Here is a 20,846-nt window from a genome sequence, read left to right as displayed (position 1 = left end):
TTCGGGAGGTCGAGCATGTCGAAGCAAATCTGGCTGTTGCCTTTGACCATCCTTGCAGCGACGCCAGCGAGCGCGCACGTCTTCCTCGAAGGCAAGCAGGCGGCCGTGGGGGGATCGTACAAGGCAGTGTTCGCGGTACCGCACGGCTGCGCGGGATCGCCGACGACCAAAATCCGCGTGCAGGTCCCGGAAGGCGTGATCGCGGTGAAGCCGATGCCGAAGGCGGGTTGGAGCGTCGATGTGGTCGAGGGCAAATATGCTGCCGAGTACGACTATCACGGCAACAAGCTCTCTTCCGGCGTCAAGGAGGTGGCGTGGTCCGGCGGCAAGCTGCTGGACAAGAACTATGACGAGTTCGTCATGCATACCGTGCTGACCGAGGCGCTCAAGCCGAACACGACCCTGTACTTTCCTGTGGTCCAGGAGTGCGAGACCGGCGTCAGCCGTTGGATCGAGATTCCGGCGGAAGGGGCTGCGCATTCGCATGAGAGCAAGTCGCCGGCGCCGGGCGTGAAGCTGCTGCCGAAGCCCTGATGCGGCTGCTCGCCGCACTTGCCACGCTGCTCCTCGTCGTCGGCTTCGCAACCGGCGTCTCCGCGCATGCGGCGCTCGTATCGGTCCAGCCGACGAGCGGCAGCCTGCTCGCGAGCGCGCCTAAGGCGGTGGAGCTGCGCTTCAACGAGGCGGTGACGCCGGGCGCGATCCTGGTGATCGACGGCGCGGGACGGGCGCGGAACGATGCGCGGGTCAGCGCATCGGGCGAGACCATCTCGGTCGTGATGCCACCGGACCTGCCGCAGGGAACGTCCGTCGTCAGCTATCGCGTGATCTCCGAGGACGGTCACCCGGTCTCGGGATCGGTGATCTTTTCGATCGGCGTGCCGACCGGGACGCTGCCCCCGACCACCGCGGATAGCGGGTTGAATGCGCTGATCTGGCTTGCACGGGTCGGTCTCTATCTCGGGCTGTTCGTCGGTGTCGGCGGTGTGTTCTTTGCGCGCTGGATCGCGAGGTCGATGATCGGGACGACCGTTCCGCGCCTGGCGCTCGCAGTCGGCATTCCCGGTGCCATAGCCTCGCTTGGCATGCTGGGCCTCGACCTCCTCGGGCTGCCGCCGGCGGCGCTCGCGACGGCCGCGCCCTGGAAGGTCGCGTTCGCGACCAGCGCTGGCCCCGCGTTGCTGATGGCCATCGCCGCGATGCTGCTCGCGCTGATGGCGCTGCGCAGCGCACGGTATGCGCGTGCGCTCGCAATCATCGCGTTTGTCGGCGTCGGCCTGGCGCTCGCCATGACCGGTCACGCCGCAACGGCCCCGCCGGAAGCGCTGACCCGTCCGGCGATCTTTTTCCACGGCCTCGGCGTCACCATCTGGATCGGTGCCTTCGCGCCGCTGGTCGCGCTGGTGTCGAGGCCGACGAGCGCGACGCTCCCCGTCGTGAACCGCTTCTCCCGCATCGCCGCGCTGGCCGTGGGCGTGCTGGCTCTCACCGGCCTCGCACTGGCGATCGTTCAGCTCGAAAAGCCGGCCGCCCTGGTGGAGACACGCTACGGGCTCACCCTCGCGACCAAGCTTGTGCTTGTCACGGGATTGCTCGCGCTCGCCGCGCTCAATCGGTTCCGGCTGACGCCAGCCCTGGCGCGGGACGAGAATGCGGCACCAGCACTCAAGCGTTCGATCCTGCTGGAAGGGGGGATTGCACTCGCCATCCTTGCCGTCGTCGCAGGGTGGCGCTTCACGCCGCCACCGCGGACCATCGTTCCGGAGACGCCGCTGGCGCTCCACATTCACACCGACAAGGCGATGTTCCAGGTACTGGTTTCGCCGGGCAAGGCCGGGGTGGACGATTTCGTGCTCCAGCTCATGACCGGCGATGCGGCCTTGCTAACCGCCAAGGAGGTGACGTTGACGCTGAGCCTGCCCGAGCGCGGCATCGAGCCGATGGAGCGGGGGGCCTTGCTGGGGCCAGACGGTTATTGGCACGTGCGCAAGGTCGAGCTGCCGTTCTCCGGCCGCTGGCATGTGCGGATCGACGCGCTGGTGAGCGATTTCGAAAAGATCACGCTCGAGGACGACCTCGAGGTGGCGCCGCCTTAAGGCCGACATGGTTCAAGTCGAACCTGAAGTCGACGGAAAATGATAAGGAATTTCGTCGCGTTAGCGGCTTTTCCTCATTCCCGGTCTTGTGTTTTCGCTTCCAATCCGGTTTCACTGCAACCCCTCACTGATTCCCCGAGTATTGCCATGCGGTTGTCGCGGTTCTTTCTGCCCATTTTGAAGGAAAATCCGAAAGAGGCGGAGATCGTCTCGCATCGGCTGATGCTGCGCGCCGGCATGATCCGGCAGGAAGCGGCCGGCATCTATGCCTGGCTGCCGCTGGGCTTTCGTGTTTTGAAGAAGATCGAGCAGATCGTGCGCGAGGAGCAGGACCGCTCCGGTGCGCTGGAACTCCTGATGCCGACGCTTCAGCTCGCCGACCTATGGCGCGAGAGCGGCCGCTACGATGCCTACGGGCCGGAGATGCTGCGCATCGCCGACCGCCACAAGCGCGAGCTGCTGTACGGGCCGACCAACGAGGAAATGATCACCGAGATTTTTCGCGCGTATGTGAAGTCCTACAAGAACCTGCCGCTCAATCTCTATCATATCCAATGGAAATTCCGCGACGAGCAGCGTCCGCGTTTCGGCGTGATGCGCGGCCGCGAGTTCCTGATGAAGGACGCTTATTCGTTCGACCTCAACGAGGCCGCGGCGCGCGTCGCCTACAACAAGATGTTCGTGGCGTATCTGCGCACCTTCGCGCGGATGGGGCTCAAGGCGATCCCGATGCGGGCCGAGACCGGCCCGATCGGCGGCGATCTCAGTCATGAGTTCATCGTGCTCGCCGAGACCGGCGAATCCGGCGTGTTCATCAATCGCGATGTGCTGGACCTGCCGGTGCCCGATGAGAACGTCGACTATAGCGGCGACCTCACGCCGATCATCAAGCAATGGACATCGGTCTACGCCGCCACCGAGGATGTCCACGACGCCGCGCGGTTCGAGCAGGAAGTGCCGGCGGAGAAGCGGGTGAACACCCGCGGCATCGAGGTCGGCCAGATCTTCTATTTCGGCACCAAATATTCCGAGCCGATGAAGGCGATGGTGGCGGGCCCCGACGGCGTCGATGTGCCGATCCATGGCGGCTCCTACGGTGTCGGCGTCTCGCGTCTGCTCGGTGCCATCATCGAGGCCTGCCATGACGATGCCGGAATCAAATGGCCGGAGGCGGTGGCTCCGTTCCGGGTGTCGATCCTCAACCTGAAGCAGGGCGATGCCGCGGTCGATGCGGCCTGCGAGAAGCTCTATGCCGAGCTGACCGCAAAGGGCGTCGACGTGCTCTACGACGACACCGACCAGCGCGCCGGTGCCAAATTCGCCGCCGCCGACCTAATCGGCATCCCCTGGCAGATCATGATCGGCCCGAAGGGGCTCGCCGACGGCAAGATTGAGCTGAAACGGCGTGCCGACGGCGCGCGTGAGACGATGTCGCCTGCGGACGCGGTCGCAAGACTTGTGGGCTGATAAGGCTGGTCGGCTGAATAGTGTTCATCGCGCGATAGTGGGCCGGTAATCCGGCCACATTTGCCCCCGAATCATGGGATTATCGAGCGATGGATGAAACCATGACTGAAACCGTGCAAACCGCGCCTTTCGCGCCCTTCGAGTGGATGCTGTCGGCGCGCTATTTGCGGGCGCGCCGCAAGGAGGGATTCATCTCGGTGATCGCCGGGTTCTCCTTCCTCGGCATCATGCTGGGCGTGGCGACGCTGATCATCGTCATGGCCGTGATGAACGGCTTCCGCAAGGAGCTGCTCGACAAGATCCTCGGGCTGAACGGTCACATCCTGGTGCAGCCGCTGGAATCGCCGCTGACCGACTGGAAGGACGTCGCCGACCGCCTCAGCCAGGTCCAGGGCATCCGCCTTGCGGCGCCTGTCGTGGATGGCCAGGCGCTGGCGTCCTCGCCCTGGAATGCCTCGGGCGTGCTGGTGCGCGGCATCCGCTCCGACGACCTCAACAACCTCACCTCGATCGCCAAGAACATCAAGCAGGGCTCGCTCGAAGGTTTTGACGACGGGCAGGGCGTCGCGATCGGTCGGCGCCTCGCCGACCAGCTGTCGCTGCATGCCGGCGACAGCATCACGCTGGTGGCGCCGAAGGGCGCGGTCACGCCGATGGGCACGACGCCGCGCATCAAGCCCTACAAGATCGTCGCGGTGTTCGAGATCGGCATGTCCGAATACGATCTCGGCTTCGTCTTCATGCCGCTCGCGGAAGCGCAGGCCTATTTCAACCGCAGCAATGATGTGACCTCGATCGAGGTGTTCACCACCAATCCCGATCGTATCGTCCAGTTTCGCCAGGCGGTGACGGAAGCGGCGGGCCGCCCGGTCTTCCTGGTCGACTGGCGGCAGCGCAACTCGACCTTCTTCAACGCGCTCCAGGTCGAGCGCAACGTGATGTTCCTGATCCTGACCATGATCGTGCTGGTCGCCGCGCTCAACATCGTCTCCGGCCTGATCATGCTGGTGAAGGACAAGGGCAGCGACATCGCCATCCTGCGCACCATGGGCGCCTCGCAGGGCTCGATCATGCGGATATTCCTGATCACGGGCGCCTCGATCGGCGTGGTCGGCACTCTGGTCGGCTTCTTCGTCGGGCTGGTGATCTGCCTCAACATCGAATCCATCCGGCAATTCCTGTCCTGGCTGACCGCGACCGAGCTGTTTTCGCCCGAACTCTATTTCCTGTCGAAGCTGCCCGCCGAGATCGACATCGGCGAGACAGCGGCGGTCGTCATCATGGCGCTGACGCTGTCGTTCCTGGCGACGCTCTATCCGTCCTGGCGCGCCGCGCGCCTCGATCCCGTCGAAGCGCTCCGGTATGAATGAGGGGCTGATGGAGCGCGAGCAGGGGGCTGAGGATGTACCGGTCATTTATCTCCACGAGATAAAGCGGCAGTACTTGCAAGGCGAGGTGCCGCTGACGATTCTGGACGGCGCCAAGCTCGCGCTGTGGCCGGGCCAGTCGGTCGCGCTGGTCGCCCCGTCCGGCTCGGGCAAGTCGACGCTGCTGCACATCGCAGGCCTGCTGGAGGCGCCGGACTCCGGCGAGGTCTATGTCAACGGCGCGCCGACTTCGCAGCTGCCCGACATCGAGCGCACCCAGCTCCGCCGCACCGACATCGGCTTCGTCTACCAGTCGCACCGGCTCTTGCCAGAATTCTCGGCGCTGGAGAACGTGATGATGCCGCAGATGATCCGCGGCCTGAAGAAGTCGGAGAGCGTCAAGCGTGCGAAAGAGATCTTGGGCTATCTCGGCCTCGGCGACCGCATCACCCATCGCCCCGCCGAGCTGTCCGGCGGCGAGCAGCAGCGCGTCGCCATCGCACGGGCGGTGGCCAATGCGCCGCGCGTCCTGTTCGCGGACGAGCCGACCGGCAATCTCGACCCCGGCACCGCCGAGCGCGTATTCCAGGCGCTGATGCAGCTGGTCAAGGCGACCCAGGTCTCGATGCTGATCGCGACCCACAACATGGAGCTCGCCGGCCGCATGGACCGGCGCGTGTCGCTGTCGAACGGCCAGGTGGTCGAGCTCGAATAACAAAAGTTCGAAAACAACCCCATGCACAGTAGCCGAACACCGTCGGCTGCGATCGGGGTAATGCGTCCCAATCCCCTGACATGTCACGCAAACCTGCTGCGACGGCGCATCGCCGCAGCGGGCAGGCGATTTACGGCCTGATCACCGTCAGCCTGAACGGCCCGCCATTGGCCGCGGCATGCGCCACCGCATCGTTGGCATGGTCGAGGTCGAAAGCGGTGGTCTCGTACTCCTCCAGCCGCAGCAACCCGGCGCGCACCAGCGCGATCAGACGGCTCGCCGCATCCGGCGGGTACATCCAGACGCCGTGGATGCTGATGCAATTGCGCATGATCCAGGGGTAGGGCAATTCGAGGCCGGCGCCGCCGGCCATGCCGACACCGCCCATCAGCACGACACGTCCGTAGGCACGCACCGTCATGACCGCCGCGCGCACGACGGTCGGGCTGACCGAGGGCGGCATGATGTCGAACACGCAGTCGATCGGCCCCGGTGCGGCGCGCTTCATCGCCTCGCAATCCTCCGTCTCGCTGCCGGTGAGTTTGACCGGCTTCACGCGGTTGCCGAAGCGGCGGACGAGATCGGCCAGAATGGTCTCGTTGCGGCCCGGCGTGACCACGCAGGCCGCGCCCATCGCGAGGGCAACGGACACCGCGGCGCTGCCGAAATTGCCCGTGGCACCGCTCACCAGCACGGTCTCGCCGGGCTGAAGGTTGGCGGCGAGGAAGCCGCCATAAGGCACCAGCAGCGTGCCCAGCGCGCACCAGCGCGTGGCTTCTTCCGACGTGATCGCGCCGAGCCGTTTGACGTTCTCGGTCGGCACGCGCATCTGCTCGGCAAACGAGCCGCCGTGAAAATGCTTTTGCAGGCGCATTCCGCCGGGGCCGGCGGCGGTGAGGCCCTGCAGCGCGATGTCGGGCGCAACGATGTCGTCGCGCGAGCGTACCGTGGGGTCGCAGAACACCCAGTCGCCGACGCTGAGCCTGGTCGCGTCCGGGCCGATCGCGCGGACCCGGCCGATGCCGCCGGGGCCCGGGATGATCGGCAGGTCGAGCGCGTAGTTGCGCTCCCCGCTGAAAACCTCGTTCATGTAGGAGAGGACGCGCGTGGCGACGACATCGACGATGACCTCGCCGGTGCCGAGCACCGGGTCCGGGGCATTTTCGATCACCAGGGGCGATCCGAAGGATTTCAGGACGGCGGCTTTCATGTGTTCACCTCAAGGACGGGTGAGGCAGATATGCGCCGCCTTGGAAGGACCAGGAAGGCCTGGTATTATCCTAGTATTCCAAAAGCCCTCCATCCGCGGGAGCAATGCCATGGCCGACCCACGCCGCGTCGAATTCGGCGACTTCCTGAGGTCCCGCCGCGAAAAGCTGACGCCGAAGACGGTCGGGCTGCCCGCCGGCCGCCGGCGCCGCACCGCGGGCCTGCGCCGCGAGGAGGTCGCCCAGCTCGCCGGCATCGGCGTCGACTGGTACATCCGCCTCGAGCAGGGCCGCACCGTCAGCCCGTCGGTGACCACGATCGACGCACTGGCGCGCGCGCTGCGGCTCTCCAAGACCGAGCACGCGCATCTGAAGGCTTTGGCGCGGGACGGCGCGCGAACCGCCTTCGTGCCGGAGATCGTGCCGTCGCCGATCCGGCGGATGGTCGCGAGCCTGCAACAGCCGGCCTACGTCACGGGCCGGCGCTGGGACGTGCTGGCCTGGAACGAAGCCGCCGAGGACATCTTCGGGTTTGGCAAGCTGCCCGAGCAGGACCGCAACACGCTGCTGCTGGTGCTGACCAACAAACAGACGCGAAAATTCTACGGTGCCGGCTGGGCGGATGTCGCCAAGAGCATGGTCGCGATGTTCCGCGCCACCCACGACGTCTGGGCCGGCGATCCCGCCTTCGCCGAATTGCTGGCGCGGCTGCGCCAGGGCAGCCCGGAATTCGTCAAATGGTGGGAAGCCCACGAGATCCGCAGCACCTCGTCCGGCCTCAAGATCATGCACCATCCGACCAAGGGCCTGCTGCGGTTCGAGCACACCAGCTTCCAGGCCAACGACGATCCCGCACTGAAGCTGGTGATCTATACGCCGGTGTAGCAGTGTCGCACCGGCGATCTTGCGTGCGACCTGAGCGTGCCTTAGGATTTCTGCTCGCGCCGGGGATTTGGAATGTTCTTGAAGATCGTCGCAATTTTCTATGCAGTTTGTTTTTCGATTTCGCTCTTCAATCCCACGTTCTACGAAACACCGCTCCGTATCATCGGATTTGCGCTTGGGCTGGGTGGGGTGGCGGGCCTCTTTGTCGTCGCCTTCAAGAAGCACTTCCTTTCGCGGGGATTTTGGCGAGCTTTCTCGGCGATTTATGTCGGCTATCAGCTGTTCTGCGTGCTCTCGGGCGGCGCCCAGGCAGTATTCGCAGCACACGGCATTTTGGGCGTCATAGGTGCCCTTGCATCGAGCATCATCTTCCAGTTTCCGATCTTTCTGAGTCTGTGGCGCCTTTCGTTCGCGACCGATAAATCCGGTTCGCAAGCGTCCAATGGAATCGTTGCTCCCGAAGGTCACGTTTGAATGTCGGTTCAGCCCAACGATGTGGCGGCCTGATGCGCGTACCTCGACCGTCGGGCATTATATGGTTCGAGCGACTGGGCTGGATGGCGGTCGCTCTCAGCGCGGTATCGGCGGCCACGGATTGGGTTGATGTCGTCAAGTACTACCGTCAGCAGCCGATCGCTTATCCCATCGTGGTTGCCTGCGTCTTCGCATTACAACTGGCCTGGATCTGGCTGGTCGCCCGCAAGCGACGGAACTGGGCGCGGTGGATCAGTCTCGTTCTTGTCGTTCTGGCAATTCCCGGTGAAATAATCGTCTTGGACGAACGCTTCAGGTTCAACGCTGCCATGGCAATCGTCTCCTGCGTGACAGTCGCTGTGTGGGTGGTCGCCGTCGTGCTGCTGTTCCGCCGGGACGCGCGCGCATGGTTTGTCGAAGCGCGCTTGGTGTCGGAGGCCGGCCTGCCGCCCGCAACGTAGGAAGCGATGCACGAGCGAGGGACGCCGAGGAGAGACGGAATGATGGATCAGCTAGAGCTTGCAGGCCTTCATCGGATTGGTAGCGGCGATCCGCAGAAGCGAGAGCGGTATTCCTTTGATTTCGTGGTCAATGGAATCTCTCTCTTCGAAGCCACTCAAGCCCTCGAATACGATCTGTGCGGATGTCTTTCGGACCCTCAATTCGAGCCGGAGGTGGCTCGGCGGATGAATCGAACGACAATCGCGCAATTGACTTCGGGCGCTCCCGTCAGGGGGCACCGTGTCGCTTTGTTTGTTTGTCCGGAGTGCGGCGACCTCGCGTGTGGCGCCATCACCGCCCGCGTTTCCCACGAGGAGGCCCGCGTGCAGTGGTCCGATTTCGCGTACGAGAACGGCCATGATGCAGCCTCCAAGCTCGCGCTTGGGCCATTCGCGTTCGAGTGGGCTGCCTACACCGGCGTAATTGAGCGATCGCGGACCGATTGATTGAACGGGCCAGCCCAGCGTTCATGGTGTCGGTACGGCAGGTGGCGTCGCGCCGACGTTCGGCACAGTTGCGGGCCTGGGGCAGATCGGGTTCAGCGTCGACAAGGCGCAGGATGATTTGAGCCGTGCTCCACGTCACCGCCAGGCCCGTCAGCCCCGAGCAACTTCGAGCCATGGTGACATCTCGGAGTCCAGGAACCTAAATGCTCTCATAGAGTTAAGCGAGGCAGGGATAGCCTCGCGGCATGATCTCGGATTTCACAGACGCGGACAGCTCAACGCGAAAACTGGATATCGCCACAGCTTTGGGAGATGAGAAGGTGTCGGGGGCAGGCCGATGACGATAGCGACCGGGGCACGCCCGGCCGATCGCAACGCCGTCCTGGCAACGCTCGGCGACTACATCCGAGAGATCGGCGATCCGGACGATCTCGCCTACGCCGCTGCAGAGCTCCTCGGCCGCAGTCTGAACGTCAGCAGGGCGGGTTATGGCACGGTCGATACCACTGCCGAGACCATCACGATCGCCCGCGACTGGAACGCGCCGGGCATTTCCAGCCTGGCCGGCGTCCTGCAACTCCGTGACTATGGCAGCTACATCGAAGACCTGAAGCGGGGTGACACCGTCATCTGTGCCGATGCGGAGAAGGACCCTCGTGTCGGCGACCGCGCTGGTGCGCTCGAGGCCATATCGGCGCGCGCACTTGTCAACATGCCGATCTCCGAGCCCGACGGGGTCGTGGCTCTCCTCTATCTCAACAATGCGACGCCGCGCGAATGGAGCTCGGAAGAGCTGGAGCTGATCCGGGAGGTCGCTGAGCGCACCCGCACCGCCGTCGAGCGTCGCCGCGCAGAGATGGCCGTGCGGGAGAGTCAGGCCCGGCTGATCTTCCTGGACCTTCTCAACAAGGAGACCGCCAGAACGCGTGATGCAGACGGCGTGTTGGCGGTGACGACCAGAATGCTCGGTGAGCATCTGGGCGTGTCGAGTTGCGCCTATGCCGATATGGATCCCGACGAGGACGGCTTCACGATCAGGGGCGATTGGGCCGCCCCCGGAGCGACGCATATCCTCGGGCACTACAGTCTGGCTGATTTCGGCAAGAAGGCCGTCCAGGAGTTGAGCGCGGGCAGGCCTCTCATCATCAACGACAATCTGAAGGAGCTTGCGCCGGAGGAAGCGGCCACTTTCCAGAACATCGGCATCGGATCGACGATCTGCATGCCGCTTGTGAAAGAGGGGCGGCTGACGGCTTTGATGGCGATCCATCATCGGGGGCCGCATCGGTGGGCCCCGCGCGAACTCGCCTTGCTCAGCGAGGTGACCGAACGATCCTGGGCACATATCGAGCGAGTTCGATCCGACGATGCGGCGCGGGAGGCCGCCGAACGTTTGAGCCTTGCGACGTCCGCGGCCGGCATCGGCACCTGGGACTACGACCCGGTCAATGATTTGCTGCGATGGGATAGCCGCTGCAAGGCGCTGTTCGGCTTGTCGCCGCAGGCGGAGGTGAGCTACGAGGGGACCTTCCTGAAGGGATTGCATCCGGAGGATCGTCAGCGCACGCACGAAGCCGTCTCCAACGCCCTCGCGCCAAATTCTCCCGCAAGTTACAACATCGAATACAGAACCATCGGCATCGAGGACGGCGTCGAGCGCTGGGTTGCCGCCACGGGTGATACGATCTTCTCCAACGGCAAGGCTGTCCGGTTCATCGGCACGGTGCTGGACATCACCGCGAAGAAGAAGTCCGAGCGCCATCTTCGAATCCTGAACGATACCGGCGCTTCCGTGGCCCGCGAACGCGACCTCGAAAAGATCGTTCAGATTGTCACGGATGCGGGCGTCGAGCTGTCTGGCGCACAGTTTGGCGCCTTCTTCTACAACGTCCTGACCCCGGACGGCGGCAGCTACATGCTCTATGCGCTGTCCGGTGTGCCGCGATCCGCGTTCGAAAACTTCCCGATGCCGCGAAACACCGCAGTCTTCGAACCCACGTTCAAGGGAATGGGGGTGGTGAGGTCCGACGATATCCTGCGGGATCCGCGTTACGGCAAGAATGCGCCGCGAAGCGGCATGCCCGAAGGGCACCTTCCTGTCCGATCCTATCTGGCCGTTCCCGTGGTCACGCGCGCGGGCGAAGTTCTCGGCGGATTGTTCTTCGGTCATCCTGAAACGGGCAAGTTTCAGACGGAGCATGAGACCGCATTGCTCGGCATCGCTGGTCACGCTGCGACGGCCATCGAGAATGCACGTCTCCTGACGCGGCTGCAGACGCTCAACAGCGACCTGGAGCGCCGGGTTGCCGACGAGATCGCCGAGCGCATGAAGGCCGAGGAGCAGCTGAGGCAGGCTCAGAAGATGGAAGCTGTGGGACAGCTGACAGGAGGTATCGCCCACGACTTCAACAACATGCTTGCCGTCATCATCGGCAGTCTGAATCTCGCCAAGCGGCGCCTCGGCAAGGGGGAGGTCAATATCGACCGCTTCATCGACGGCGCCATTGACGGCGCGAACCGTGCAGCCACGTTGACGCAAAGACTGCTGGCATTCTCGCGCCAGCAGCCGCTTGCGCCTGAGGTCGTGGACATCAACAGGATGGTCGGTGGGATGAGCGAATTGCTCGACCGTTCGCTTGGCGAGCTCGTCAGTCTCGAGACAGTTCTGGCGGCCGGCCTCTGGCGCGTGAGAGTCGACCCGGCCCAATTGGAAAGCGCGGTGCTCAATCTCGCGGTCAACGCCCGCGATGCCATGCCACGAGGCGGCAGGCTGACCATCGAAACCAGCAATTACTCGATCGATCAGAAATATGCGCGCGAGTACGCGTTGACGCCGGGCCAGTACGTTCTGGTGGCGGTGACGGATAATGGCGTCGGCATACAAGACCACGTGCTGGGGCGGGTTTTCGACCCGTTTTTCACGACGAAGGAAGTCGGCAAGGGCACCGGACTTGGCCTCAGCCAGGTGTACGGTTTCGTGCGACAGTCGGGCGGGCACGTGAAGATCTATTCGGAGGTCGGTGTCGGCACTACCGTCAAGATCTACCTGCCGCGCCTCGTGGGCGACGCGACCATCCCGGATCCCTCGCAAGGGGCCGCGCACCCCGGTGCAAGTCTTCAGAAAGAGACCATCCTCGTCGTAGAGGACGATGAGCGCGTCCGGAGCATCTCTTGCGAGAGTTTGCGCGACCTCGGCTACACCGTCATCGAAGCGGCCGGTGCGAAGGAAGCGATCAGAAAGGTCGAGGAAGGGCCTGTTCCCGATCTCTTGTTCACGGATGTCGTGATGCCGGGGATGACCGGAGCCGATCTCGCGGCCGAGCTGTTGAAGCGACATCCCGGGCTGAAGGTGTTATTCACCACAGGCTATACGCGCAATGCGATCGTTCACAATGGTGTCCTCGACGCCGGCAAGCACCTGCTGACCAAGCCCTTCGCGATCGAAGATCTCGCGGCCAAGGTCCGCGGTTTGCTTGACGAGATCATCTAGTCCACGCGCGTCCGGAGATCAGCTTGTCCGAGCACCCGGTCTCACTTGCGTCATGGCGACGCCGGAGATCGCGAGCAGCCCGCCGGCAATCATTTTCGGCGTCACCTCATCACCGAGGAACAGCACGCTCGATATCAGGGCGAACACCGGAAGCAGCAGGCCGAAGGGGGCGACGCGGCCCATGGAGCAACGGGCGATCAGCCAGAACCAGAGGCCGAACCCGACGATTCCACCGATGAAGATGGTGTAGGCGAGCGCCAGCCAACCATGACCATCCGCCGTGACAAGGCTTGCCAGCTGTCCATGTTCAAGGAGCAGCGACATCACCAGGACTTGCGGCACAGTGAGCAGCGACGACCACCCCATCAGCATCAGGGGATCGAAGGGCCCGTAACGTTTCGTCAGGACGTTCGAGATCGCGAATGCAAGAGCCGCACCGACCACAAGCAGCAGCGGAAGCGGTTTTGCCGACAGGCCGGGCTCCGCCGCGAGCACGACCACGCCGACGAAGGCCAGCACCACGCCGGCGGACGTGGTGAGAGACGGTTCTTCCGCGAGCAGCGGCCAGGCGAGCAGGACGGTGAAGGGGGTGGCGAGCTGATAGGCGATCGCCGACATGGTGCCGGAGCCGAGCCCGAGACCGACATAGAACAGCCCGAAATTCAGTCCGCCCAGGAAGAGCGAGATCGCTGCCACGGGGCCGATCTGCCGGCGCATCGGCCTTCTGACGAAAGGAACGAGCAGCAGCGCGATGGCGAGGAAGCGCAGTGCGAGGAAGAACAGCGGCGGAAACTCGGTCACGCCTACCTTGATGGCCACAAACTGATAGCCCCAGAGCAGGGGCACCGCGACCGCGCAGACGATCTGGATCACCGACATGGCATTCTTTCTTTCGAGACCAATCGGTCTAGATATCGACGCGGTGATGGTGCGAGGGTGTCGGTGCGGTTGTCACCTTAAGAAGCGGTCGAGCAACGCGTCAGCGGTGGCTTGCGATGCGGTCCGCGTCGGCGCCGTCTTGCCGACCACGCGCAGCCCCTCGACGAAACAGACGAGAACGCGGGCGGCACTTGATGGCTCGACGCCATCGGCCAATTGGCCTCCCGTCCTCGCTCGGAACAGTGCGGCCGCCACCCGGGTCTCCATGGCACTGAAGAAGCCCGCGACGCGACGGCCGACCTCGGCATCCTGGCCGGCCAGCTCCATGGCGGTGGCGACCAGAAGGCAACCGCGCCGGCCGTTGGCACCGCTGGTGCGCTCGACATAGCCGCCGAGAAAGGCGCGGAGGCCGTCGATCGGCTCTCTGGCGGAGGCGAATTCGACATCCATTCGCGCGACGGCATCGGCAATGTAGCGATCGAGCGCGAGCAGGAACAGCGAGTGCTTGTCGCCGAAGGCCGCATAGAGGCTGCCACGCGACAGCTTCGTCGCACGAAGCAGGTCGGGCAGCGCGGTGGCGTGATAGCCGCGCGACCAGAACACGCCCATCGCGCGTTCGACGGCGGCGTCGATGTCGAAGCCTCTCGGGCGGCCGCGGGGCTGCGGCGCTGGGGTCTGGCGGCTCATGGTCGATATATAGACTGATCGGTCTTTAAAGCGCAAGGGGAGATAGGGCGGGCAGCTCGCTTGCGGCCGTCCTTCGGGACGCCCGCCACGGCGGGCCCTCGGGACGAGGCCGAGTTTGCTGCGAGGGTTCCGGACCACGGCGTGTCCCATGTTATTTCGGAAGGTATCGGGATCGACTAATGTCCCGCGCATCGAGAACCCAGCCATCGGGGGGCAGATGCAAGAACCGGTGAACGAGCCGAAGTCGCAGGACTGTCGAGACTGCAACATCCCCGCAACGTTCAGATCGTCGATCTCGAAGCGACAGCCCACCGAGCGCGTCGACGTGTATCAGTGCCCGAACTGCGCACGGCTGATCTGGACAGGCCGCGGAACTCAAGCGCGATGAGATCGGGATGAATCATCAACGCGCTCGAGATTGTTGTTTGCGCATGATCTTTCCGGAAAACCGCTTCGCACTTTTCCGGATCGTGCTCTAGCTCGCGATCTGCAGTTCGCCGGTATCGACGGGCCGGTCGACCTGCGCGATCCGCTTGTCGAGACGCCACAACTCGATGCGATGGACCAGCACGAGCGCGGCTGCCTGACGCTTGGCGTCCTCGTCGTCGCCGCAGACGAGATTGATGCAGCCGAAGACCTAGCCGTCCGGGTCGAGCTGGAATGCGCGATCGTGCTTGACGGTCTGCATCATCGTTTTGCCCGTCTCTGGTGGGCTGGCGCGCTCAGCCAGTCGGTCAGACTGGAGGTGATCTCGCTCTGGTTGGCGCGCCTGAGCAGCAACTCCCGCTCCTTGCCCGCTGGTAATTGGCGGGCGCTTTCGCGAGCGCTGCTGGCAAATGACATCAGTCGTTCCTGCAGCGATTGTGTCTGTTTCCTTCGATTGCGTTTGGCAGTCATTGGTCACTTCCGGCTTATGTCCAAAATGAGGAGTAGCCGCCCCGGCAGGGAGGTGGCGCCGGGGCCTTCGGCTGCCGTTCGGGAGAAGTCCGAGCCAGCAACATCGGAAGCTTCGGGCGCGCGTCAGGTTCCAGCATTTCAATAGGTTAATGGGTGGAGCCTTCATGCCGTTTGGTTTGCTGCGAGAGCGCGGCTCCAGGCTCCGCCGTCCATCCCGCGCCGCGCGAGATTCACCTGCGATAATGCGCAGCGCTGGAAAAATCCGATAATGCGCCGTCCTGCTGGTTTTCAAACAGCGGCAGGCGCCTTTGCCCCAGCACTCGATCCAAGATACCCCAGGTGCTGGGGCTTTTTTTGCGGGAGAAGGGCGCTAGGCCCGCCGGTAGAGCTGGAGATAGGTCGGCGAAAACAATGCCGCGCTCTTGAGGGCGTCGAGATCGCTGATCGTCAGCGTACGGTCACGCAGCGTGATCAAGCCGGTCGCCCTCAACTCCTGGATCGTGCGGTTGAGATGAACCACGGACAGGCCGGTCGCGTCTGCCAGATCCATCTGGGTGACGGGAAAGCTGCAGGAATTGCCCTCAACGAGCCCCACCGGACGAAGGCGTTCGTAGATCTCGCAAAACAGGTGAGCCACCTTCTCCAGCGCGACCCGCCGTCCGAGGTTGATGGCCCATTCGCGCTGGATCGCATTGTTCAGCAGCGTCTCGCACATGAACGCTTCGGCCAGCGTGCGCTCGCTCGCCATGAGCTTCTCGAAACGGACCCGCTTGATCTCGGCGTAAGCGACCGGCGTTGCCGTCGTGATCGAATGGTCGATGCTGGGCAGCAGATAAGCGTGCGCGTCGCAGGTCTCGCCGGGCAGGATGAAATTGACGATCTGCCGCCGACCGTCCTCGAGCGTCTTGTGCCGGAACAGCCAGCCCGAAAGCACGATCCGGACGCTCTCGATCTGATCGCCTTCGGCAACCAGGTCTTCGCCCGGACCCGCCCGAAACAAGCCTTCGAGAACGGCTTGCTCGAGCGCCGCCACGGCGCTCTCGGACAATGGCCGCAACACGTTGAAGCGGCGTATGACCGCCTGTGCGAGACCTCCATCGGTGCCCTGCGAGCGCATCAGCCGTCCATCGAAGGCGTGTGAAAGGTTCGTTTGATGAGAGGAATGACGATCTGGCAGTGAAGCCCCGACCCATTGAAGGTCATGGTCGTCTGCCCCTTCAGGTCGAACGCCATGGTACGCTCGAGAAGCTCCGAACCAAAGCCCTTGCGCGTCGGCCGTTGGACGGGCGGTCCGCCTCGCTCGCGCCAGTCGAACAGCAATTGCGGGGGATCGGCGGCCTCGTCGATGCGCCAGGAAATCTCGAGGCGCCCGGTCGGCTGTCCGAGCGCGCCGTATTTGAGCGCGTTCGTGGCCAATTCGTGGATCGCGAGCGCAAAGGTCTCGGCTGCCTTCGGCTGGAAGCGGACGGCGGGACCGGACACGCGCATCTGCTCGCCCTCGCGGGCATTGTAGGCGAGCAGTTCCTCGATGACGAGGTATTCGAGATCGACGCCGCCCTCGGGGTCGCGCGTCACCAGCGCCTGGGTTCGCGCGAAGGCGTTCAGCCGGCCGTCGAGATGCGCGGAATATTCCTCGACCGTGGAACTGGTCTCGGCCGACCGGCGGGCGATCGAGCGCACCACGCCGAGCGTGTTGCGCACGCGATGCTGGAGTTCGGCCAGCAGAAGCCGCTGCCGCTCTTCCGCGCGCGTGATCGCGGTCACGTCGATGAAGGTGATGACCACGCCGGCGATGAAATTGTCGATGCTGCGATAGGGCAGGATACGGACGATATAGCGCGTGCCGCTGTCGGGTGCGGTCAGCTCGCGCTCGGCGCTGGCGAGCGTCCGCAGCACGCGGCGGACGTCGTCATAGAGCTCTTCGATCGGAATGCGCGCCTTGATGTGCGCGATCGGCCGGCCGACGTCGGTCTCGACCAGATGCAGGATCTGGGTGATCGCAGGCGTGAAGTTCATGACGCGGAGATCGTTGTCGAGGAAGACCGTCGCGATCTGCGTGCTTTCGAGGAAGTTCTTGAGGTCGCTGGTGGCGCGGGTCAATTCCTGCACCCGGTGCGCCAGTTCGCCATTCACCGTGGTCAGCTCTTCGTTGACCGACTGCAATTCCTCGCGCGAGGTTTCGAGCTCTTCGTTGGCGGACTGCAGCTCCTCGTTGAGCGACTGGTATTCCTCGTTGGAGGATTTCAGCTCCTCGTTGGTGCTCTCGAGCTCCTCGATGGTCGCCTGCAGGCGTTCGCGGGTCGCCCGCAACTCGCTTTCGAGACGCTCGACATGCTCCGTGCGCACCAGCGTGCTCGGGTTGCTGTCGCGTGCCTCAGGGTCACGCGCCGGTGCGTCCTTGAACAGCACGACGAAATTGCGATGGCCGTCCGCACCCTCCTGGATGGGTTCGACGGTGATGTCGACGAGAATCCGGTGCCCGTTGACGCCGAGCTGAACCTGCTCGGCATGCGCGGATTCGTTGGATTCGGCCGCGCGGCTGAGCGCCGTGCGCAATTCCAGCCGAAGATCGCGGTGGACCAGCTGCAGGAGATCGAGCGAGGCGGCCCCCGCCGTCGGCTCGATATAGCGCCCGGTGCGGCCGGAAAAATGCAGGATCTGGAAATGATCGTCGGTGATGACATAGGCCGGCGCGTAACGCTCGGCGATCCGCTGCGCCCGGCGCTCCAGCCCGACGTCGGGACCGAAGGAGCGGACCGGGGCCAGCTCGACCGGCGCGCGGCCGGCGGAGGTCGCGATCGGAAATTCGGGCGGCAGCCGCGTGCCGGTCTCGAGCTTCTTGAAGATGCGGGCGCGGCGGTCGACGGGCGCAAACAGCTTGGAATGGCGGGTGACGTTCTCGGAATTGCCGAGGAACAGGTAACGGTCCGGCAGCAGCGCGAAATGAAACAGCGGGATGACGCGGTTCTGGAGCTCGGCGTTGAGATAGATCAGCAGGTTGCGGCAGGAGACGAGATCGAGCTTCGAGAACGGAGCGTCCTTGATCACGTTGTGCTGGGAGAAGATGCATATCTCCCTGAGCTCCTTCACCACGCAATAGGTATCGCCCTCGCGCACGAACCAGCGCGCCAGGCGTTCCGGGCTCATGTCCTGTTCGATATTGGTGCGGTAGCGTCCGACGCGGGCGGTGGCGAGCGCTCGTCCGTCGATGTCGGTTGCAAAGATCTGGACCTGCGGAGCGGAGTCCATCGTCGCCATATGCTCGCGCAAGAGGATGCCGATCGAATAGGCTTCCTCACCGGTGGCGCAGCCGAGCACCCAGACGCGAACCTGCTGCCCGGCACTCTTGGTTTCGAAGATCTTGGGAATGATCTGGGTCTCAAGCACCTCGAACTCGCGCTTGTCGCGAAAGAACTCGGTGACGCCGATCAGAAGATCGTTGAAGAGATGCTGGGCCTCGTCCTTGTCGTTCCTGAGGAAGTCGACATAGGAGGTGATCTCCTCGATCTGCACCACCTGCATGCGCCGCTGCACGCGACGTAGAAAGGTGTTCTGCTTGTAGCCGTGGAAATCGTTGCCGGTCTTGCTGCGCAGAATGTCCGCGATGCGCGACAGCGAGGTGGCGGCGGCCGCGAGCACCTCGTCAAAACCCTGCTTCTCCTCCAGGCGGCGCAGATGGCGCGCGTAGACCTGGATGTGTTCCGGAATGTCCTCCGGCGACAGCACATAGTCGGCGATCGCCGCAGGCTTGCTGCTGTCGATCAGGTGCTCGGATTCCTCCTCGTCGACCTTTTCCGCGATCGCCAGCCCGCCATGGTCCTTCAGCGTGGCCGCGCCCAGCGTGCCGTCGCCGTCGGTTCCACTCAGCAGCACGCCGATGGATTGCTCGGCGCGTTCTTCGGCGAGCGAGACGAGGAAGCTGTCGATGGTTGCGCGCTCGCCGGGCCCTTGCTCGGCCTTCCGCACCGCGAGGCGGCCGCCCTGGAGGGTGGTGATCATGGCGACAGGGCTGAGGTAGATCGTCCCGCCCTGGACCGCGGTGCCGTCGCTGATGTCGGAGAGGGCGGCGCCCTCGGCACGCCGGATCAGCGCGTGCAGCCGCTGGTCGGAAAGCGCCTCGCGATTTTGCAGCACGAGCACGATGGCCTGATCATCGGCCAGCGTCAGCTTTGCGAAGAAGCGCTCGATGCTGTCGATCGCACCGGCCGACGCGCCAACGCCGATGATCAATGGGGCCTTGGCCTGACGCTCCGCAACTCCCGGCGCCTTGCCGACTTCATCCATGATGGCCGCTACTCTCTTGATCCCGGATCAGAAAATACAAGTCCGTGCAATAGCAGAGATTTAGGGCATCCCAACAGCAAAAAGGCGAGAGCCTTCGGTCGTCATCCGCGGGCGATGGGTGCGTGATCAACGCGCGGCGGAGGTCCGGATCCGACCTCGCTCTGGAGATACTTGACGCGCTGAACGATCAGCGTGCGGTGCCGCTCCCATTCCAACAAGGTCTGCTTGAGCGACTCGACCAGCCGTTCGGCTTGCCGGGAGTCGTGACCCCCTGCCTGAAGCTCCCGCACCAGATCCTCCTGGTTACGGATCCGCTGCCAGCCTTCATCGATGTCGGCATCGGCCTTGACCAGAAGACGCTGCTCGGCGAGGAGCTGCTCGGTTCGTTCGGCAAGCGAGATGGCCACGGCGATGCCTCAGGTCTCTTGCCGCGGGAGCGCGGGATCGAGCGATTGTAGCACGACGCGCCGGATCATGTCGGCATAATCGCGATATTCCGCAGCGCGTGCCTCGTACATTTCGGCGACCGCCCGCCGGCCGCTCCGCCGGCCATCCTCGGCCATCCGCTGCACCAGCTCTGCGCGCTCCTCGATGATCCGCAGCGCGACCCGCAGCGCCTCATCGACCTGGCCTTCCTGCTCCTTGGCGAGGGCATCGGCGGTATAGGCATGGCCAACCTGGCAGCGAAACCGCATGGGATGGCCATCCTTCACGGCGGACAGCACGCCGCCACAGCTGGGGCAGGTGAGGGCCGCCGGATCGGCGATCCGCGCCAGGCTCGTTGCGCCAAGTCGTTCGCCGGCGGCGATTTCGACTTCCAGGCGGATATCCGGAGCAACCGGCAGCGCTGCTCCAGGTGCCTGCTGGGTCAGCTCGGACAGGACGTCGCCGAGCTTTGCTGCGGGAACGCAGAGGTCGGCGATCGTTGCCTCCAGAGCGCGCTGCGGCATCTCCGGCGAAATCGCGTCAGTCGGGTCCTGAACCAGCGCCATCCCGCCGCACCGCTTGATGGCATGCAGACCCGCGGCGCCGTCCGACAGCAATCCGCTGAGGACGACCCCGATGACGCGGGGGCCGTGATGCAGTGCGGCCGACCGGAACAGGGCGTCGATGGCCGGGCGGACCATGTTCTCGCGCGGGCCGCGCCCGAGCTGGATGTGATTGCCGGACAGCAGGAGATGGTGGTCGGGCGCCGCCAGATAGACGTGACCACGCTGGAACGTCATGCCGTCCGTCACCTGATGCACCGGCAGCTTGCCGGCCGCCGCGGCAACCGTCGAGAGGATGCCGATGCCCTGTGCGGGGATGTGCAGAACGATGAAGATGGCGGCGGGCAGGTCGAGCGGCAGCGCCGCCAGGATCTGCTTCAGCGGTGCCGTGGAGCCGGCCGAGCCGCCGATCACGATGATGTCGCGGTTGCTCATCGGGAACCCGCTACCTTGTGTTGCGT

Annotated in this window: 18 protein-coding genes; 11 read left to right on the top strand and 7 right to left on the bottom strand. The window is 64.3% G+C overall.

Going from position 1 to position 20,846, the window contains the following annotated elements; translation table 11 throughout:
• The first annotated feature begins 15 nt into the window (after positions 1-15).
• From HYH08_RS05240 to HYH08_RS05220, 5 genes are all read left to right on the top strand, one after another.
• Positions 16-534 carry a YcnI family copper-binding membrane protein gene (locus HYH08_RS05240; protein WP_220008682.1) on the top strand — a complete coding sequence of 173 codons (519 nt, stop codon included), beginning with the start codon at positions 16-18 and terminating at the stop codon, positions 532-534.
• Positions 534-2,096, top strand: a complete 1,563-nt coding sequence (locus HYH08_RS05235) for a copper resistance CopC/CopD family protein (RefSeq protein WP_220008681.1) — start codon at positions 534-536, stop codon at positions 2,094-2,096. Before HYH08_RS05240 ends, HYH08_RS05235 begins: the two co-directional genes overlap by 1 nt.
• A gap of 147 nt (positions 2,097-2,243) precedes the next feature.
• Positions 2,244-3,563, top strand: a complete 1,320-nt coding sequence (proS, locus tag HYH08_RS05230; protein ID WP_220008680.1) for a proline--tRNA ligase — start codon at positions 2,244-2,246, stop codon at positions 3,561-3,563.
• Between the two features lie 89 nt (positions 3,564-3,652).
• On the top strand, positions 3,653-4,933 hold the full coding sequence (locus tag HYH08_RS05225; RefSeq protein WP_220008679.1) for a lipoprotein-releasing ABC transporter permease subunit: 1,281 nt from the start codon (positions 3,653-3,655) through the stop codon (positions 4,931-4,933).
• A gap of 7 nt (positions 4,934-4,940) precedes the next feature.
• Positions 4,941-5,645 carry an ABC transporter ATP-binding protein gene (locus HYH08_RS05220; RefSeq protein ID WP_220008678.1) on the top strand — a complete coding sequence of 235 codons (705 nt, stop codon included), beginning with the start codon at positions 4,941-4,943 and terminating at the stop codon, positions 5,643-5,645.
• A 130-nt stretch (positions 5,646-5,775) separates the two neighbouring features.
• Here the strand turns inward: HYH08_RS05220 and HYH08_RS05215 are convergent, their stop codons facing one another.
• Positions 5,776-6,855: a quinone oxidoreductase family protein gene (locus HYH08_RS05215; RefSeq protein WP_220008677.1), complete on the bottom strand. Its 1,080-nt coding sequence runs from the start codon at positions 6,853-6,855 to the stop codon at positions 5,776-5,778.
• Between the two features lie 109 nt (positions 6,856-6,964).
• On the opposite strand from HYH08_RS05215, the gene HYH08_RS05210 reads away from it, so the two are divergent.
• From HYH08_RS05210 to HYH08_RS05190, 5 genes are all read left to right on the top strand, one after another.
• On the top strand, positions 6,965-7,738 hold the full coding sequence (locus tag HYH08_RS05210; protein WP_220008676.1) for a helix-turn-helix transcriptional regulator: 774 nt from the start codon (positions 6,965-6,967) through the stop codon (positions 7,736-7,738).
• A 72-nt stretch (positions 7,739-7,810) separates the two neighbouring features.
• On the top strand, positions 7,811-8,212 hold the full coding sequence (locus HYH08_RS05205; RefSeq protein WP_220008675.1) for a hypothetical protein: 402 nt from the start codon (positions 7,811-7,813) through the stop codon (positions 8,210-8,212).
• Between the two features lie 83 nt (positions 8,213-8,295).
• A complete protein-coding gene (locus tag HYH08_RS05200) occupies positions 8,296-8,673 on the top strand; it encodes a hypothetical protein (RefSeq protein WP_220008674.1) in 378 nt (125 codons plus the stop codon).
• Between the two features lie 39 nt (positions 8,674-8,712).
• Complete coding sequence (locus HYH08_RS05195) at positions 8,713-9,159, top strand: hypothetical protein (RefSeq protein ID WP_220008673.1); 447 nt, start codon at positions 8,713-8,715, stop codon at positions 9,157-9,159.
• A gap of 337 nt (positions 9,160-9,496) precedes the next feature.
• Positions 9,497-12,649: a GAF domain-containing hybrid sensor histidine kinase/response regulator gene (locus HYH08_RS05190; protein WP_220008672.1), complete on the top strand. Its 3,153-nt coding sequence runs from the start codon at positions 9,497-9,499 to the stop codon at positions 12,647-12,649.
• An 18-nt stretch (positions 12,650-12,667) separates the two neighbouring features.
• Here HYH08_RS05190 and HYH08_RS05185 read toward each other — a convergent pair whose 3' ends face one another.
• Both HYH08_RS05185 and HYH08_RS05180 read right to left on the bottom strand, forming a co-directional pair.
• Positions 12,668-13,528 carry a DMT family transporter gene (locus HYH08_RS05185; protein ID WP_220008671.1) on the bottom strand — a complete coding sequence of 287 codons (861 nt, stop codon included), beginning with the start codon at positions 13,526-13,528 and terminating at the stop codon, positions 12,668-12,670.
• A gap of 72 nt (positions 13,529-13,600) precedes the next feature.
• Entirely contained in the window at positions 13,601-14,215 is a 615-nt protein-coding gene (locus HYH08_RS05180; RefSeq protein WP_220008670.1) for a TetR/AcrR family transcriptional regulator, read from the bottom strand.
• Between the two features lie 418 nt (positions 14,216-14,633).
• Between HYH08_RS05180 and HYH08_RS37860 the strand changes: the two genes are divergently transcribed.
• Positions 14,634-15,257 (top strand): hypothetical protein, encoded by a 624-nt coding sequence (locus HYH08_RS37860; protein WP_220008669.1) that lies wholly within the window; start codon positions 14,634-14,636, stop codon positions 15,255-15,257.
• Positions 15,258-15,482: 225 nt separating this feature from the next.
• On the opposite strand, the gene HYH08_RS05170 is transcribed toward HYH08_RS37860, so the two are convergent.
• The 4 genes from HYH08_RS05170 to HYH08_RS05155 all read right to left on the bottom strand — a co-directional run bounded on the left by HYH08_RS05170 (position 15,483) and on the right by HYH08_RS05155 (position 20,820).
• Positions 15,483-16,229, bottom strand: coding sequence for a Crp/Fnr family transcriptional regulator (locus HYH08_RS05170; RefSeq protein ID WP_220008668.1), 747 nt, complete (start codon positions 16,227-16,229; stop codon positions 15,483-15,485).
• Complete coding sequence (locus tag HYH08_RS05165; protein WP_220008667.1) at positions 16,229-19,396, bottom strand: CheR family methyltransferase; 3,168 nt, start codon at positions 19,394-19,396, stop codon at positions 16,229-16,231. Before HYH08_RS05165 ends, HYH08_RS05170 begins: the two co-directional genes overlap by 1 nt.
• Positions 19,397-19,497: 101 nt before the next feature.
• Positions 19,498-19,803 (bottom strand): hypothetical protein, encoded by a 306-nt coding sequence (locus HYH08_RS05160; RefSeq protein WP_220008666.1) that lies wholly within the window; start codon positions 19,801-19,803, stop codon positions 19,498-19,500.
• A 9-nt stretch (positions 19,804-19,812) separates the two neighbouring features.
• Complete coding sequence (locus HYH08_RS05155; protein WP_220008665.1) at positions 19,813-20,820, bottom strand: chemotaxis protein CheB; 1,008 nt, start codon at positions 20,818-20,820, stop codon at positions 19,813-19,815.
• Between the last annotated feature and the right edge of the window lie 26 nt (positions 20,821-20,846).

This window comes from Bradyrhizobium sp. BR 10289, from assembly GCF_019455385.1.
Taxonomy (GTDB): Bacteria; Pseudomonadota; Alphaproteobacteria; order Rhizobiales; family Xanthobacteraceae; genus Bradyrhizobium.
Note: the sequence above shows the minus strand (reverse complement) of the source record. Positions and strands in the feature narration are given on the sequence as shown.

Coding starts and splice junctions, on each gene's coding strand:
- HYH08_RS05190 (WP_220008672.1), top strand. CDS start 9,497: ATGACGATAGCGACCGGGGCACGCCCGGCCGATCGCAACGCCGTCCTG.
- HYH08_RS05210 (WP_220008676.1), top strand. CDS start 6,965: ATGGCCGACCCACGCCGCGTCGAATTCGGCGACTTCCTGAGGTCCCGC.
- HYH08_RS05220 (WP_220008678.1), top strand. CDS start 4,941: ATGGAGCGCGAGCAGGGGGCTGAGGATGTACCGGTCATTTATCTCCAC.
- HYH08_RS05240 (WP_220008682.1), top strand. CDS start 16: ATGTCGAAGCAAATCTGGCTGTTGCCTTTGACCATCCTTGCAGCGACG.
- HYH08_RS05195 (WP_220008673.1), top strand. CDS start 8,713: ATGATGGATCAGCTAGAGCTTGCAGGCCTTCATCGGATTGGTAGCGGC.
- HYH08_RS05225 (WP_220008679.1), top strand. CDS start 3,653: ATGGATGAAACCATGACTGAAACCGTGCAAACCGCGCCTTTCGCGCCC.
- HYH08_RS05170 (WP_220008668.1), bottom strand. CDS start 16,229: ATGCGCTCGCAGGGCACCGATGGAGGTCTCGCACAGGCGGTCATACGC.
- HYH08_RS05165 (WP_220008667.1), bottom strand. CDS start 19,396: ATGGATGAAGTCGGCAAGGCGCCGGGAGTTGCGGAGCGTCAGGCCAAG.
- proS (WP_220008680.1), top strand. CDS start 2,244: ATGCGGTTGTCGCGGTTCTTTCTGCCCATTTTGAAGGAAAATCCGAAA.
- HYH08_RS05155 (WP_220008665.1), bottom strand. CDS start 20,820: ATGAGCAACCGCGACATCATCGTGATCGGCGGCTCGGCCGGCTCCACG.
- HYH08_RS05185 (WP_220008671.1), bottom strand. CDS start 13,528: ATGTCGGTGATCCAGATCGTCTGCGCGGTCGCGGTGCCCCTGCTCTGG.
- HYH08_RS05180 (WP_220008670.1), bottom strand. CDS start 14,215: ATGAGCCGCCAGACCCCAGCGCCGCAGCCCCGCGGCCGCCCGAGAGGC.
- HYH08_RS05200 (WP_220008674.1), top strand. CDS start 8,296: ATGGCGGTCGCTCTCAGCGCGGTATCGGCGGCCACGGATTGGGTTGAT.
- HYH08_RS05215 (WP_220008677.1), bottom strand. CDS start 6,855: ATGAAAGCCGCCGTCCTGAAATCCTTCGGATCGCCCCTGGTGATCGAA.
- HYH08_RS05235 (WP_220008681.1), top strand. CDS start 534: ATGCGGCTGCTCGCCGCACTTGCCACGCTGCTCCTCGTCGTCGGCTTC.
- HYH08_RS05205 (WP_220008675.1), top strand. CDS start 7,811: ATGTTCTTGAAGATCGTCGCAATTTTCTATGCAGTTTGTTTTTCGATT.